This window comes from Sphingopyxis lindanitolerans (assembly GCF_002993885.1).
GTDB lineage: Bacteria > Pseudomonadota > Alphaproteobacteria > Sphingomonadales > Sphingomonadaceae > Sphingopyxis > Sphingopyxis lindanitolerans.
Window position 1 is genome coordinate 1 of record NZ_PHFW01000004.1, and the last position, 15,514, is coordinate 15,514.

General features: G+C 62.1%; 15 protein-coding genes and 2 pseudogenes. 9 read left to right on the plus strand and 8 right to left on the minus strand.

Translation table 11 applies throughout. The features are described from left to right. The 6 genes and pseudogenes from CVO77_RS19660 to CVO77_RS19685 all read left to right on the plus strand — a co-directional run. Positions 1-620: Tn3 family transposase (locus CVO77_RS19660; protein ID WP_242446209.1), on the plus strand; the 620-nt coding region annotated here is incomplete at its 5' end. 77 nt (positions 621-697) lie between these two features. Then, positions 698-1,813, plus strand: a complete 1,116-nt coding sequence (locus CVO77_RS19665; protein ID WP_021224410.1) for an IS110 family RNA-guided transposase — start codon at positions 698-700, stop codon at positions 1,811-1,813. A 93-nt stretch (positions 1,814-1,906) separates the two neighbouring features. Beyond that, positions 1,907-3,150, plus strand: a pseudogene (locus tag CVO77_RS19670) (IS3 family transposase); the annotation flags it as partial. A 112-nt stretch (positions 3,151-3,262) separates the two neighbouring features. Next, complete coding sequence (gene istA, locus CVO77_RS19675; protein ID WP_106000969.1) at positions 3,263-4,777, plus strand: IS21 family transposase; 1,515 nt, start codon at positions 3,263-3,265, stop codon at positions 4,775-4,777. Continuing rightward, the gene (gene istB / locus CVO77_RS19680; protein ID WP_106000970.1) at positions 4,764-5,492 is read left to right on the plus strand and encodes an IS21-like element helper ATPase IstB; all 729 of its coding nucleotides are present in this window, start codon (positions 4,764-4,766) and stop codon (positions 5,490-5,492) included. The genes istA and istB overlap by 14 nt, the downstream gene beginning before the upstream one ends. A 172-nt stretch (positions 5,493-5,664) precedes the next feature. Next, positions 5,665-5,823: pseudogene (locus CVO77_RS19685) on the plus strand (IS6 family transposase); the annotation flags it as partial. 72 nt (positions 5,824-5,895) lie between these two features. Here CVO77_RS19685 and CVO77_RS19690 read toward each other — a convergent pair. After that, the gene (locus CVO77_RS19690; protein WP_106000971.1) at positions 5,896-6,147 is read right to left on the minus strand and encodes a helix-turn-helix domain-containing protein; all 252 of its coding nucleotides are present in this window, start codon (positions 6,145-6,147) and stop codon (positions 5,896-5,898) included. Between the two features lie 222 nt (positions 6,148-6,369). On the opposite strand from CVO77_RS19690, the gene CVO77_RS19695 reads away from it, so the two are divergent. Then, positions 6,370-6,741, plus strand: coding sequence for a hypothetical protein (locus CVO77_RS19695; RefSeq protein WP_242446210.1), 372 nt, complete (start codon positions 6,370-6,372; stop codon positions 6,739-6,741). 69 nt (positions 6,742-6,810) lie between these two features. On the opposite strand, the gene CVO77_RS19700 is transcribed toward CVO77_RS19695, so the two are convergent. The 6 genes from CVO77_RS19700 to CVO77_RS19725 all read right to left on the minus strand — a co-directional run bounded on the left by CVO77_RS19700 (position 6,811) and on the right by CVO77_RS19725 (position 13,636). Next, entirely contained in the window at positions 6,811-7,398 is a 588-nt protein-coding gene (locus CVO77_RS19700) for an HPP family protein (protein ID WP_158258145.1), read from the minus strand. Further along, on the minus strand, positions 7,385-8,590 hold the full coding sequence (gene pcaF / locus CVO77_RS19705; RefSeq protein ID WP_106000974.1) for a 3-oxoadipyl-CoA thiolase: 1,206 nt from the start codon (positions 8,588-8,590) through the stop codon (positions 7,385-7,387). Before pcaF ends, CVO77_RS19700 begins: the two co-directional genes overlap by 14 nt. Beyond that, positions 8,590-9,249, minus strand: a complete 660-nt coding sequence (locus CVO77_RS19710) for a 3-oxoacid CoA-transferase subunit B (RefSeq protein ID WP_106000975.1) — start codon at positions 9,247-9,249, stop codon at positions 8,590-8,592. The genes pcaF and CVO77_RS19710 overlap by 1 nt, the downstream gene beginning before the upstream one ends. Continuing rightward, a complete protein-coding gene (locus CVO77_RS19715) occupies positions 9,249-9,959 on the minus strand; it encodes a CoA transferase subunit A (protein WP_106000976.1) in 711 nt (236 codons plus the stop codon). Before CVO77_RS19715 ends, CVO77_RS19710 begins: the two co-directional genes overlap by 1 nt. Positions 9,960-9,968: 9 nt before the next feature. Further along, positions 9,969-11,213, minus strand: coding sequence for a muconate/chloromuconate family cycloisomerase (locus tag CVO77_RS19720; RefSeq protein WP_106000977.1), 1,245 nt, complete (start codon positions 11,211-11,213; stop codon positions 9,969-9,971). A gap of 83 nt (positions 11,214-11,296) precedes the next feature. Beyond that, positions 11,297-13,636 (minus strand): TonB-dependent receptor, encoded by a 2,340-nt coding sequence (locus CVO77_RS19725; protein WP_106000978.1) that lies wholly within the window; start codon positions 13,634-13,636, stop codon positions 11,297-11,299. A gap of 298 nt (positions 13,637-13,934) precedes the next feature. Here CVO77_RS19725 and CVO77_RS19730 point away from each other — a divergent pair, with 298 nt between their 5' ends. Both CVO77_RS19730 and CVO77_RS21370 read left to right on the plus strand, forming a co-directional pair. Next, positions 13,935-14,816, plus strand: coding sequence for a LysR family transcriptional regulator (locus CVO77_RS19730; protein WP_106000979.1), 882 nt, complete (start codon positions 13,935-13,937; stop codon positions 14,814-14,816). Positions 14,817-14,875: 59 nt separating this feature from the next. Continuing rightward, the gene (locus CVO77_RS21370) at positions 14,876-15,061 is read left to right on the plus strand and encodes a hypothetical protein (protein WP_158258147.1); all 186 of its coding nucleotides are present in this window, start codon (positions 14,876-14,878) and stop codon (positions 15,059-15,061) included. 106 nt (positions 15,062-15,167) lie between these two features. On the opposite strand, the gene CVO77_RS19740 is transcribed toward CVO77_RS21370, so the two are convergent. After that, positions 15,168-15,512 carry a YciI family protein gene (locus CVO77_RS19740; protein ID WP_158258148.1) on the minus strand — a complete coding sequence of 115 codons (345 nt, stop codon included), beginning with the start codon at positions 15,510-15,512 and terminating at the stop codon, positions 15,168-15,170. Positions 15,513-15,514 lie beyond the last annotated feature (2 nt).

Here is a 15,514-nt window from a genome sequence, read left to right on the forward strand (position 1 = left end):
TTTGGCATTGGGCCCTCGGCGCTGACGGAGGCCATGGGCATGCTCAACCACCATTTCGCAGCAGCCGCCTGATCGGCGCAGAGCGACAGCCTACCTCTGACTGCCGCCAATCTTTGCAACAGAGCCCATCGATCATGCTCGAACGGCTCGGCGCCTACCCGCGCGCCAACGGCTTGGCACTGGCATTGCGCGAGATCGGTCGCGTCGAACGCACGCTGTTCACGCTCGACTGGATCGAACAGCCCGAACAGCGTCGCCGCGCCACCCGCGAACTCAATAAGGGAGAAGCAGAAAATGCACTGAAACGCGCCATTTTCTTCCACCGCATCGGCCGTATCCGCGATCACGCGCTGCAAGCCCAGAGCCATCGTGCGAGCGCGCTTAATCTCGTCGCCGGTGCCATAGTCCTGTGGAACACGACCTACTTGCAAGCCGCCCGGATGCATCTCGCCAACCTTGGCCGACCGGTCCCGCCGGACTTGCTCCAACACCTATCGCCGCTCGGCTGGCAGCACATCAACCTCACCGGGGATTACCTCTGGACCGATCCCGATGCGCCGTCCACCGCGCTCAGGCCGCTCCGCCTCATGCGCGCCGTCGAAGGTCTGGCAAAACCTTAGACCCGATGACTGCGGGAAGCCTTTGCGGCTCAAATCTGAGATGTTGACGGTGGAGTAGTCAGCAACGGAGGCGAGTCATGTCGAATGTGGCGAAGTATATCGGGCTGGATGTGCACAAGGCGACCATCGCGGTCGCGGTTGCGGAAGGCGGGCCCGGAGGCGAGGTCCGCTTCGTCGGTACCGTAGCCAACGATGACGATGAGGTCAGGAAGCTGGTCAAACGACTGGCAACACCAGGCGCGACGCTGAGCTTCTGCTACGAGGCAGGGCCTTGCGGCTACGGGTTGCAACGGTTGCTGATCAAGCTCGGGCAGCCGTGTATCGTGATCGCACCGTCGATGATGCCGAGACGGCCCGGCGACCATGTGAAGACGGACCGGCGAGACGCGATGACGTTGGCGCGCCTGTTGCGGGCGGGGGAACTGACGGCGATCTGGGTGCCGGATGAGGCACATGAGGCGGTGCGCGATCTAATCCGCGCGCGACGCAGTGCCCAGGAAGATGCGACTGCAGCCAAACAGACTGTCCGTAGCTTCCTCCTTCGGCATGATCGTCGTTTTGAAGGACGGTCTGCATGGACGAAAATGTATTGGCGCTGGCTATCGGAACAGCGCTTTGATTATCCGCATCAACAACTGGCGTTTGAGGAGCTTCAGAAGCGGGTGCTGGAAGCGCAGGCCCGCGTCGTCCGTCTCGAGTCCGCGCTCGGCGAGGCGGTAGCGTCGTGGCATTTCGCCCCATTGGTGCGCGGACTTCAGGCCTTGCGCGGCATCAAACTGGTCAGCGCTGCCACGCTGGTGGCCGAGGTCGGCGACCTTACCCGCTTTGATAATCCCAAGCAGCTGATGGCATATGTCGGCCTCGTGCCCTCCGAGCACTCCAGTGGCGCGCGTACCCATCGCGGTCGCATCACCCGTGCTGGGAATGCGCAGGCACGCACCACGCTCATCGAGGCAGGCTGGTCGTACCGGCTGCCGGCGCGCGAGGAGCGGCGCTACCGGGAACGCGTCGCCGATCTGCCGGAGGAGGTTCAAGCTATCGGCTGGAAAGCCCAGGTGCGACTGTGTCAGCGTTTCCGTCGATTGTCGGCGACAGGTAAGCCGCAACCGAAGGTGACGACCGCGATCGCGCGCGAACTGGTCGGCTATGCCTGGGATATCGCACGCCGGATGGCGCCTGCGATGGCCAACTAATTTCGCCTTGTCCGCCGTCAGCACCAATGGCACAGATTTGAGGTTGTGAATTAAGGAGTGTTGGGGCTTCGTCGTAGTGACGAAGGAACGAAGATGAAGCCCCAACACTCCTTGAAAAAATCGCCAGCCAAGCCCCCTGCTGAGCGGGTGGTGAAGGACATCCGGCGGGCAACCCGTCGGCACTTCTCGGCCGAGGACAAGATCCGCATCGTGCTGGATGGGCTGCGCGGTGAAGACAGCATTGCCGAGCTGTGCCGCAAGGAAGGCATCGCCCAGAGCCTGTACTACACCTGGTCGAAGGAGTTCATGGAGGCCGGCAAGCGTCGGTTGGCGGGTGACACGGCTCGTGCCGCGACCAGCGGCGAGGTGCAGGATCTGCGCCGCGAAGCGCGCGCCCTGAAGGAATGCGTGGCTGACCTGACGCTCGAAAACCGACTGCTCAAAAAAAGCATGATCGCGGATGGGGGCGACGAAGAATGAGGTATCCCGCATCGGAGAAGCTCGAGATCATCAGGATCGTCGAGCAGTCGCACCTGCCTGCCAAGCAGACGCTGGATCAGCTCGGCATCGCCCGTCGGACGTTCTACCGCTGGTACGACCGGTTCCTAGAAGGCGGGCCGGAGGCACTGGAGGATCGGCCATCGGCACCGAGCCGGGTGTGGAACCGGATCCCGCCTGACATCCATGATCAGATCATCGAACTGGCGCTGGAGCAGTCCGAGCTGAGCCCCCGGGAACTGGCGGTGCGGTTCACGGACGAGAAGCGCTACTTCGTGTCGGAAGCCACGGTTTACCGCCTGCTGAAGGCCCATGACCTGATCACCAGCCCAGCCTATATGGTGATCAAGGCCGCCGATCAGTTCCACACCAAGACCACGCGGGTGAACGAGATGTGGCAGACCGACTTCACCTACTTCAAGATTATCGGGTGGGGCTGGATGTACCTATCGACCGTGCTCGACGACTTCTCGCGCTACATCATCGCCTGGAAGCTTTGCACCAACATGCGCGCCGAGGACGTCACCGACACGCTGGACATGGCACTGGCCGCATCGGGCTGCGACAGCGCCACGGTGCTGCACAAGCCCAGACTGCTATCGGATAATGGCCCCAGCTACATTGCCAGCGAGCTGGCGGAATACATCGAGGCCCGGAAGATGAGCCACGTGCGCGGTGCCCCGCTACACCCGCAGACCCAGGGCAAGATCGAACGCTGGCACCAGACCCTCAAGAACCGCATCCTGCTGGAAAACTACTTCCTGCCCGGCGACCTCGAGGCTCAGATCGAGGCCTTCGTCGAGCACTACAACAACCAGCGCTATCACGAGAGCCTGAACTGTGAATCGGCGTGCAAAAAGGACCCCGTTAGCGGGGTGATCGGCGTCTAAAAGGGACCCCTCATTTCGATAGCTTACACAGCCGCGTGGAAGTTCATGCGGCGAGATCGGGATGTTGGTTTTGGAGACAGTGGTTCGTATCCGGCGTGAGTATGCCGGCGGGAAGGCGATCAAGGCGATCGCACGTGATCTGCATGTGTCGCGGAAGGTAATCCGCAAGGCGATCCGGGCGCCGGAAGGCGCATTTGATTATCGACGCAAGGTTCAGCCGCTGCCGCGGATCGGTCCGTTTCAGGATCGGCTGGATGTGCTGCTGGAAGAGAACGAGTTACGGGGCCGACGTGACCGGCTTCGGATGACCCGTATCCACGACCTTCTGGTGCGTGAGGGTTTCGAGGGCTCTTACGATGCCGTGCGCCGCTATGCGGCACGGTGGAAGATCGAGCGGCGCAGGGATGTCGGAGACGGGACGACTGCCTTTATTCCGATGCTGTTCCAGCCCGGCGAGGCCTACCAGTTCGACTGGAGCCACGAGGATGTCGAGATCGCCGGCAAGCCGATGCGGGTAAAGGTCGCGCACATGCGGCTGTGCGCATCGCGGGCTGTGTATGTCCGGGCCTATCCACGCGAGACGCAGGAGATGCTGTTCGACGCGCATGCGCGCGGCTTTGCCTTCTTCGGCGGCGTGCCCCGGCGCGGCATCTACGATAATATGAAGACGGCGGTGACGAGCGTGTTCACCGGCAAGGACCGGGTGTTCAACCGGCGGTTCCTGATCATGGCCGACCATTATATGGTCGAGCCCACGGCCTGCTCGCCGGCGGCGGGATGGGAGAAGGGTCAGGTCGAGAACCAGGTGCAGACGATCCGAGGGCGTTTCTTCCAGCCCCGTCTGCGGTTCGCCAGCCTCGAGGAGCTCAATGGCTGGCTGGAAGCTGAGTGCCGACGCTGGGCCGAACGGCAGGCCCATCCTGAGCAGGGCGACCAGACCGTGGCGCAGATGCTGGAGATGGAACGTCCTGCATTACAGTCGATGCTTGGGCCGTTCGACGGCTTCAACGAGAGCGAGCACGGCGTGTCGGGCACCTGCCTGATCAGCTACGATCGCAACCGTTACTCGGTCCTCTCGACGGTGGCGCGGCGCACGGTGCAGGTTCGGGCCTATGCCGACCGCATTGTCGTGCGATGCGGCGATGAGGTCGTCGCTGAGCATCCCCGCTTCTTCGGGCGGAACCGCACCATCTATGATCCCTGGCACTATCTGCCGGTGCTGGCCCGCAAGCCCGGCGCTTTACGCAACGGCGCACCCTTCCAGGACTGGGAACTGCCGCCGGCGCTCGCCCGGTTGCGACGCAAGCTGGGCAACGGCGATGATGCCGACCGGCGGTTCGTGCGCGTGCTGGCGGCCGTGCTGACCGATGGCCTGGAACTCGTCGAAGCCGCCGTGCGGGAGGCACTGGCAACCGGCACGGCGAGCGACGACTTGATCCTCAATATCCTGGCACGGCGCCGCGAACCGCCGCGACCGCTGACGATCGTCACGTCGGAGGACAATGCCCTGCGGCATCCGCCGATCGCCGACTGTGCCCGTTACGACCAACTGAGGAACTTCCATGCAGCGGCATGACATGATCGACGCGATGCGTGGGCTCGGACTCAAAGGGATGGCCGGCGCGTTCGATGAGGCCGTCACCACAGGGCTTCAGCGCCAGCGCACGACGATGGAGATACTGACCGATCTGCTGCGTGCGGAGGCAACGCACCGCCACGCCGCCTCGATCCGATACCGGATGGCGGCCGCCAAGCTGCCGGTGGTGAAGGACATTGATGCTTTCCTCTTCGAGGGGACGCCGATCAACGAGGGGCTGGTCCGTTCGCTGCACGGCGGGGCGTTCCTGCCCGCACGGCGCAATGTCGTCCTGGTCGGTGGCACCGGCACCGGCAAGACCCATCTGGCCATCGCCATCACCGCCAATGTCGTCCGCGCTGGAGCGCGGGGGCGTTACTTCAACACCGTGGATCTGGTGACCCGCCTCGAAGAGGAAGCCCGGATCGGCAAAAGCGGCGCGCTTGCCGCCCAGCTCTCTCGCCTCGACCTCGTCGTGCTCGATGAGCTTGGCTATCTTCCCTTCGCCCGTTCAGGCGGGCAGTTGCTGTTCCATCTGGTCAGCAAACTTTACGAGCAAACCAGCGTCATCATCACGACCAACCTGGCGTTCGGGGAATGGCCGACGGTGTTCGGCGACCCCAAGATGACCACCGCTCTCCTCGATCGCGTCACCCACCATTGCGACATCATCGAGACCGGCAATGACAGCTGGCGCTTCAAAAACCGAAACTGATCCCCGCCGCACGCCGCGATTAAGATGCTTTGCGCTGCGCGCGCCTCCGGTCGGGCTCCGCCCTCCCTACGCCGCGCGCAGCGCAAGGCGCGTTCCTCGACCGTCCTGCCATCGTTGAGAGGGGGTCCCTTTTGCGCGCCGATCGGGGGTCCCGTTTGCACGCCGATTGACAGTCATGCGAGCCCTGCGCAAAGGACAGGCTCGCCCCTGGTGCCTGCAGCCCGGCATCAGGGGCGAGGTGCGCCTTGTGGAGAGAGCTTTTGGCATTGGGCCCTCGGCGCTGACGGAGGCCATGGGCATGCTCAACCACCATTTCGCAGCAGCCGCCTGATCGGCGCAGAGCGACAGCCTACCTCTGACTGCCGCCAATCTTTGCAACAGAGCCAGCGAAGATTGCTCAATTTTAGGGGTTTGTGTGACCGGCCAACAGATCAACGACGGTGGTTTGCAACCCCTTGGCCATCTCCTCCAGAACCTCCAGAGTCGGGTTGGCCTTGGCTTGTTCGATAAGCGAGATATGCGAGGCTGCGATGCCGGTCCGCTCCGCAAGTTCGGCCTGTGAGATGGCCAGATCGGCACGGCGACGCTTGCAATTTTCTGCCAACAGTTTCGCTAGCTCTGACGCTGCCTCATCCAGCCTCAAATATCGAGCCATAGGGTCGTCCCGTCCGTCGTTCGCAAGCGTCCAATCCTTCCAGAGTCCGGAGGTATAACGCCCTGTGCGGCCAACGCGACAATATCTGATTAACTACCTTTTATAGTCACCTCTTTGACAAGAACAGCGAGTCGCCATATCGCAATGAACATGGCGCGTCGCACACGATCGAACCGGATTCCTATCACACCCGCTGCCTGTATGCGGCGCAAACGGCTAGCATTGGCTACCGCCGACTTCGTGCAGTGCAAGCTACAGATCCCGGTCAGCTTCGGTCGGCGTCTAAGTCATCTCAAACTCCTCCATAATATGCGCGGCCTGGACAGTGTGGTTTCCGCGATGATCCGCAAGGCGATGGCGATCTACTCCGCCGACGAACTGGTGGCACCGCCTCCGCCGACCGACCACGACAAGCTCAAGCAAGTCGCGCTTCATATCCCCAGCGAGCACTATGCTTTCCTTGAGGCGATCGCTCACAGGAACAGGGGCATCAATCTCGGTATCGCCTTGGAAACCATCGGTAGCTACGTGAACGATCTGACGCCGATGCCGTCGCAGCTCTCGCTAATCGAGCATTGGGAACGAACCGCTTAATCGCATCATCCGCCGAGCCCGCGATCTGGCTGCGTCGCGCGAGGGCGCTTGAGCGGCAAAATGGGGGGCTCATTCGTCAACTGGGCGTTGCATGCTGACGCGAGCACGCAATATTACCGAAAGAAGCGCAAGGGAGAAGGCGATCGCGATGACGGCGAACAGATAGGCGATCATCGTATCGCGATAGATGAATGAGATGATCGCATTGGCCGCAGCGGGAGGATGAAGACGCCGTGTGACCAGCATTACGCCGCTCGCCAAGCCGACAGCAACTCCATAAGCGAGCGGACCAGGTGCCATCATGGCCGCGATCGCGAGTCCGCACAGCGCCGAAGAAATATGGCCGTACAGGATCGCGCTGGGCCGGGTTGGCGGCGTTCCTGACGTTCCAATTACCGTCGCAGTGCTCGAGGCGAGAGCCGTGATCACTAACGCGGACGAGAACGCCTGCGAGATCGCCACGAGCAGGCCGACGACGGCGCCCATGGCACTGCCGCCCGCGATCGCCGCCGTGATCGGTGGTGGGACGGATCGTCTGGATCGTTCTTCCGAGTCTCCGGCCACGAGCACACCGTTCGGCGCCGAGCCGCTCTCTACGTCGGCGACCTGCGCCGACTCGTCGGACAGAACCGACGTGTCCTGATCATATGCGTTCAAGCAGCGCACCGATTCCTTGCCCCACGCCGACGCACATAAACACAAGGGCATAGCGACCGCCGGTGCGATGCAGTTCCTCAGCCGCCGTCATTGCGATGCGAGCGCCCGACATGCCGAGCGGATGGCCGAGCGCGATCGCGCCGCCATTGCGGTTGACGCGCTCATCGTCGGGCTGAACGTCGAGATCGCGAAGCACGGCGATCGCCTGGCTGGCAAAGGCCTCGTTCAACTCGATCACATCGACTTTGTCGATGTCGATGCCGCCCAGTGCCAGCAACTTGCGCGCGGCCGGCACCGGGCCGATGCCCATCACGCGCGGCGCCACGCCCGCAGCCGCCATTCCCACGATACGCGCGCGGGGCGTGAGGCCGTTGGCCTTGGCGGCCGCTTCGGACGCGATCAGCATTGCCGCGGCGCCATCGTTGACGCCCGAGGCGTTGCCCGCTGTCACCGTTCCGTCGGGCCGGACCACGGGCTTGAGCTTTGCCAGCGCCTCGAACGTCGTCTCCGGGCGCGGATGCTCGTCCCTGGAAAAGACGATCGCGTCGCCCTTCTTCTGCGGGATGGAGACGGGCACGATCTCCGCGGCGAGCCGGCCGTTTTCCTGCGCAGCGGCGGTTTTCTGTTGGCTGCGAAGCGCGAAGGCATCCTGATCCTCGCGGCTGACGTTCCATTCCTGTGCGACATTCTCGCCCGTCTCAGGCATGGAATCCACGCCGTAAGCGGCTTTCATCGCCGGATTGACGAAGCGCCAGCCGATCGTGGTGTCCTCGATTTTCTGTCCGCGCGAGAAGGCGGTGTCCGCCTTGCCCATGACGTAGGGGGCGCGACTCATGCTCTCGACGCCGCCTGCGATCATAAGCTGGGCGTCACCCGAGCGGATCGCGCGCGCCGCCAGGCCCACCGCGTCAAGTCCCGATCCGCAGAGCCGATTCACCGTCGAACCGGGCAACTCCTTGGGCAGGCCGGCAAGTAGCGTCGCCATACGCGCGACGTTACGGTTGTCCTCGCCCGCCTGGTTGGCGCAGCCCAGGATCACGTCGTCCACCGCCTGCCAGTCCACAAGGGGATTGCGTTCGGCCAGCGCCCTGATCGGGATCGCCGCGAGATCGTCGGCGCGGACCGTAGCGAGCGTGCCGCCGAAGCGGCCGATCGGCGTGCGAACCGCGTCGCAGAGGAATGCATCCGCCATCAGGCAATCGCCTTTTCGAAGGTGCTGGTATCGATCGCGGCGCCAGTCCTGGCCTTCACGTCGTCCACGCCGACCCCGGGCGCCAGCTCGATAAGACTGAGTCCGCCGGCCTTCTTGTCGCAGGCGATCACGGCGAGATCGGTGATAATCAGGTCGACAACCTGCCTGCCGGTGAGCGGCAGAGTGCAGCGTTCCAGAATCTTCGGCGCGCCCATCCTGCTGGTGTGATCCATGACCACGACCACGCGCTTGACACCCGCAACGAGGTCCATCGCGCCGCCCATACCCTTCACCATCTTCCCGGGGATGGTCCAGTTGGCGAGATCGCCGTTGGCGGCTACCTCCATCGCGCCGAGCACGGCCATGTCGATATGGCCGCCCCGGATCATCGCGAAGCTGTCGGCCGACGAAAAGAAACTCGACGTCGGAAGGGTGGTGATCGTCTGCTTGCCGGCGTTGATGAGATCAGGGTCCGCGTCGTCCAAATAGGGGAACGGCCCCATGCCGAGCATCCCGTTCTCCGATTGCAGCGTCACGTCCAGCCCTTTGGGAATGTAGTTCGCCACCAGCGTCGGGATGCCGATGCCAAGATTGACGTAGAAGCCGTCTTGAAGCTCACCGGCGGCGCGAGCCGCCATTTCGTCGCGGGTCCAGACCATTATGCGGCCTCCCTTGCGCGTGTGGTGAGCTTCTCGATCCGCTTCTCGTTGATCGTGCTCTTCACGATGCGGTCGACATAGATGCCCGGCGTGTGGATGCAGTCTGGATCGAGCGCGCCCGCTTCCACGATCTCTTCCACCTCGGCGACCGTCACCGTGCCGGCGGTCGCCATATTGGGATTGAAGTTGCGCGCGGTTTTGCGGAACATCAGATTGCCAGCCGGATCGGCCCTCCACGCCTTGACGATGGCGAGGTCGGCGCGCAGCCACGTCTCGCGCACATATTCCTCGCCCTCGAAGATCTCGGTGGGCTTGCCTTCGGCCACGATCGTCCCGACGCCGGTCCTGGTATAGAAAGCAGGAATGCCCGCGCCGCCGGCGCGGATACGCTCGGCCAGTGTGCCCTGGGGGTTAAGCTCCAGCTCCAGCTCCCCCGACAGATATTGCTGCTCGAACAGTTTGTTCTCGCCCACATAAGAGGAGATCATTTTCCTGATCTGGCGGCTTTCGAGCAGCATCCACAGGCCGAAGCCGTCGGCACCGGCATTGTTCGAAATGACCGTCAGGCCCTTGACTCCAGACTTGCGGATTTCGGGGATGAGGCTTTCCGGATTGCCCGACAGGCCGAAGCCGCCGGACATGATCGTCATTCCGTCGAAGAGGACGCCGCGGAGCGCGTCGGCTGGCGCCGCGAAGATCTTGTTGGCCACGGCGAACCCTCACTCCCCCCCAATAGCGAGCTTGGTGCCGCCGCCCTGGCCGGTGCTGGCCGTAACGGTGGTATGCGCGCGATCGCGGCGATAGGATTTCAGCTTATCCTCGTCGATCCTCGCGCCAATGCCATTACCCTTCGGGAGTTGCAGGGCTCCGTCCACGTAGCGGACGGGTTCCTCGGTGATGTCGTCGGCGACAAGCATCGGCCCAACCAGCTCGCCGCCGAGCGGGAGACGCGGCAGCGTGGCGCAGAACTGCATATTGCCGGACGTGCCGAGCGAGGATTCGAGGAAGGTGCCCATGTAGAGCGCGGCCCCGGCCGCGAGCGCCACGTCCGCGACCGCGCGCGACGGGACCATGCCACCTGATTTCATGATCTTGAGCGAGATGAGCGCGCCGGCGCCCTTCTTCGCCGCCTCCAGCATATCATGGGGGGTGCGGATGCTCTCGTCGAGCATGATTGGCATCGCGGCGCGCGCCTGGAGACGCACGGGGCCATCGAGATCTTCGCGTGGCAGCGGCTGTTCGATCATCTCGACACCGACCTCGGCAAGACGCGGCATCGCCCATAAGGCGTCTACCTCCGTCCAGCGCTCGTTGGGGTCGACACGGATTCCGGCCCGGTCGCGGAGCGCCAGCGTGACTTCGCACGCGCGAGCGACATCCTTCTTCAACTCGACCGCGCCCATTTTCAGCTTGAACGCCGATGCTTCGCCAGCCTCCAGCTTGGCGAGCGCCTCGTCGATCTCCTGCCGCGGATCGCCGGTTGCAAGCGGCCATGCGACCTTGAGGCTGTCGCGCACCTTGCCGCCGAGCAGCGCATGGACCGGCTGCTCCAGCGTGTGGCCGATCAGATCCCACAGTGCCATTTCGAGGCCCGCCTTTGCGAAGCTGTTCCCGAAGGCCGCCTCGTCCATACGCGCGCGCAGGACAGCCATATCGGTCGCACACTGCCCGATCACGACCGGCGCGAGGTAGGTGTCGACGATCGACTTGATGGTCTCGACCGACTCTCCGCCCCACCAGGGGCCGCTTGGGATGGACGCTTCGCCGACGCCCATGACGCCATCGGTCGACCGGATGCGGATGACGACCAGGCTCTGGCGCTGGGCCGCGAGCGCCGAGAAGCGTTGCAATCGCCTCAGCGGCAAATCGACGATGATCGTCTCGATATCGCGGATGATGATATCGGCCACAGTATATTTCTCCCACGGGCGGGCCGCCCGCTTATTGCCAAAGGTTGGTTTGATGTGGCTATCGCGTCGACGGCCGAAGAAGGCGCGGCGGTGCGTCGTCTATTCGGAGGTAATGAAAACGCACCGCGCGTTCTGGATTACGCCCCGAACTTGAACTGCACGCGAACGCCATAGGTTGCCGGTGGCGCGATATGCCTCGAAGTATTGTCGATCTGGCGGAACACGTCCGTCCAGTAGAATTTGTTGAAGACATTCTTTCCGTAGATTGACACCTGCCATTTCCCGTCTGCCGACGAAACGCCCGCCTGAAGGTTCACGAGGGCGTAGGATTTGATGTTGAACAGGCTGTCGGGGTAGATCTCCACCGCCGGATTCAGCCCGAACGCGCTGTATGATTTCGACTGGTAGCTAACGTCCCCGCCCAGATTGGCGTCGAGGCCCTCGGCGATGGGAAAGCTGTAGTTGGCCGAGCCTCGCAACGTCCATTTCGGTGTGAAGGGGAACGGGTCGCCCTTATAATTCACAGGCGCGCCAAAGGGATCGTAGTTGTTGAAATCCCGCGAAACCTTCGTGTCGAGATAGACTGCGCCCCCATTGAGCGTCAGCCCATCGACCGGACGGATGGTAAGGTTGAGTTCGGCGCCTTTCACTCGCGACTTCGGCACGTTGACCAGCGCTTCGATGGCGCCGAGCACGCCGTTGGGATCGAGGATGCGGCCGCGGATCTGCTTGTTCGTGTAATCATAGTAGAAGACGGCGCCGGTGAGATCGATGGCGCGAAGGCCCAGGTCGGTCTTGAAGCCGAGTTCGTAGGCCAACACCGACTCCTGCACGACCGGCGCGAGCTGGCTGACCGCGGAGGCGTTGATGGTGCCGAAGCTGCCGGGCTTGTAGCCCTTGCTCACGGTGCCGTAGAGCAACGTCCCTGGCACAGGCTTGAAATCGACGCCGGCACGCCAGGAGACATTATCCTCCTTCAAATCCTGACGAACCAGGCCCGTCACATCGGGCGCGCCGACGAACGCACACGCGAGCGGTTCCACGGGAAAACGAGGCCCGGTCGGGAAAAGCCGGCTTTGCAAGATGTTGATGCCTCGCGGCCACGTCGTATCCAAGCCAAAAGTGCAGCCGGTAAAGTCGATGTCGGTTTTCGTGTAGCGCGCGCCGCCATGCAACGTGATCTGATCGGTCACGTCGAAGTCGATGTTCCCGAACACCGCCTTGGTCTCGGTGTGCTGGAGGCTCTTGGCGCCAATGCCCGTTAGATTGCCAACGCCGAAGGCGGCAAAGACGGGATTGCTGCTGTTGGTATCGAACCGCGAGGTATCGACCTCGTTCACGCGATCATGCGAATAGAAGCCGCCGATCATCCAGTTCAGGCGTCGATCGAAGGCCCGGCCGGCGAGCCGAAGCTCCTGCGAATAGGAATCGATCGAGCCGTCGACCCGAACATGGAAGACCGATAATGTGCTGCCGTCGGTGTCGCGCGCATCGTGCTGACGAAAGTTCTGGTAGGATGACAGCGAGGTTAGCGTGATATCATCGGTGAGATCATAGTCGACGTGCAGCGCGGCCTGCCAGAAATCCTGCCTGGTCTGTTGCGGGAAGTCCGGACTCCAGTCGGCAACGCCCGGCTTGTTCGGCGCGATCGGCTGGGTCAACTCGATCGGAAAGATGCGGCTCGGCGTCTGTGGCGTTACCGCGAGGAGCGCCGCTTCGTTGGGATCGCTGCGATCGCTCCAACCATTAATGTTGAGCTGGACGGTTAGCCGGTCGTTGGGGGTCCAATCGGTGAGCCAGCGTCCCTTGAACACGTCGGCATCGCCGATCTCGTCATTGCGCGTGTGGCTTTTCTGCCAGGCACCGAACTGCTCGGTGGCGACCGCGACGCGCGTCCGCAAGGTGTCGGTGATCGGTCCGCTCGCATAGCCCTCGAACTGGAAGCGGCCGAACCGTTCGAGGCTGCTTGTGAAGCCGGCCTCGAAATCATGGGTCGGCCGCGCCGCGATATAGTTGATCGCGCCGCCGGTGGAACTTTGCCCGAACAGCGTGCCCTGCGGTCCCTTGAGCACCTCGACGCGTTCCAGATCGAGTCCGGCGGCCTTGGCCTCGATCGGGAAGGAATAGCCTATCTGATCGACATAGACGCTCACGGCGGGCGAGGCTGCTAGAGATTCCTCATAATAGCCGACGCCGCGGATCGTATAGACCGGCGCGCCCTTCTGGCTGACGGCGAAGGTGAGCCCGGGACGACGCGCACGAGATCCTTGACGTCGGTGATGCCCTGGGCGCGGAGATCGTCGCCGCCGATCGCACTGATCGACATGCCCACATCTCTGAGCGACTGCTCGCGTTTGTTCGCAGTCACCACAATATCGCCGGACCCGTCGCCGACCGAATTTTGCGGGCTCGCGATCTCGGGCTCGGCGGCTGTATCGGATTCCGCCTGAGCAAGAGCCGGCTGGGAAACGGCGCAACCGACCGCGATTAGAACAAAACCCAGTGCGGAAGATGAGTTGTAGTTTGTCTTCGACAGGCGGCTAATGTCTGATCGGCGTTTGATAGCATTGCTGTTCATTTCTCACTCCCCTTTTTCGAGAACATCCATCTGTTCCGCCTGCGACTGTCGTCGGCTTATATTTTGATCGCTGTGAACCACGCGCCCAATAGGCACGGGTCCACGGATGATCTTGGACCTTAAATGCGGCTAGCAATGCGTGAAAATACTATTAGATGAGGTAGGCCATACGTTTATCGCATCGCGGGGAGAGGGTGATGGAGCTGTATCAACTGCGCTATTTTGTCGCAGTCGCCGAGGAGCAGAACGTCACCGCCGCGGCGCGAATACTGAATGTCTCGCAACCTCCGCTGACACGCGCAATCCAGACCCTGGAGACCGAAGTGGGCCACGCGCTTTTCACGCGAAGCACAAAAGGGGTGTCGCTCACGCCAGCAGGCGTAGAATTTTTGGCCGAAGCGCGAAAGACGTTGACACAAGTACAGCGTATGATTGACCGGAGCAGCGCGGCGGGCCGGGGCGAGCGTGGCCCGCTTCAGATTGGCTTCTTCGGGTCGAGCATCTACGGATATCTTCCTCAGGTCCTGCGCCGCTTTCGAACAGAAGTGCCCGATGTGGAGATTGTGCTTCACACCATCGGAAAGGCTGAGCAGATCGAAGCCTTACGCGCGCACCGCTTGGACGTAGGGTTTGCGCGCTACTATCCAATTGAGGTCGATATGGAGGTCGAGACCGTCGGTACGGAACGGCTTGTGGCGGCCTTTCCCACATTGTCGGTCGACGACAAGAACGGCGATATTGACCCTCACGAAATCGCTACAAAGCCGCTGGTGCTATTCCCGCAAGGCGGCCGGCCTAATTTCGCGGATGAAGTGCTACATTTCCTTGGGAATGCTGGAATCACTCCGCATGTGATTCAGGTGACAGATGATGTCACGTCTGCGATGGGCCTGGTGGCGAGCGGAATTGCCGCTTCCATTGTCCCAGAATCGATCGCGAGTCTAAACTGGCCACATATTTGCTTTCGGCACATCACAGGGCCGGATACAACCATTCCAATTAATATAATGTACTCAAAGGAAACCCTGAGGCCAGCAACAGTGGCATTCCTAGATGTTGTGCACAACATGATGAAATAGAGTCCAATAATCTAGCTCGTTTTGCCTTGTACTTGAGTACATTAGCAATCATTTGATGTGTGCAATTGCTGATCCAGAAGATCGAGGCGCTTTTCCAGACGCAATATGACGGACTGCCTTACCGGCTCACCACTCATCAACCGTCGCCATGTATTGTAACTTATACCGAAGCGCTCATTCAGACTTTCACGAGTTTGCTTGTCAACATGCTGCCGCAATCGCGCAACAAGCGCTCTTTTCTCTAACATGCATTCACGAGGGCTTACGGTTACTGAAAACACCATTATTTCTTCCTGATAGTGCTTGAAATACCGTATCTCTTATCAAAGTAGCGGCCTTCAAAAAGACGTCTCAGCCTTGGTTGGGGTCGGGGAAGGGCGCTCCAGCTTCGGGCGTTCCGAGAACATAGTCGCGATTGAACACCGCCTGCCGCCACGGACGGATCGTGATGGCGCTGCGCGTCCCGGCGATCGTCAACGGATCTTCGTCGGTGAAGCGCTGCGCCTCGCGCGCAGTCTCGGCCTCGAAGACATAGACCGAGCCGCGCGGCGCTGTCTCCGCCTCGTCAAGCACGGCGCCGCCGATAAGGATGCGGTGGGCCTGTGCGCGAAGATATTGACGATGCGCTTCCTGGGCGCTTGCCCGCGCCTGCTCGGTCCCAGGCTTGTTCTCGATGGTGGCGACAAAAAATGGCATGG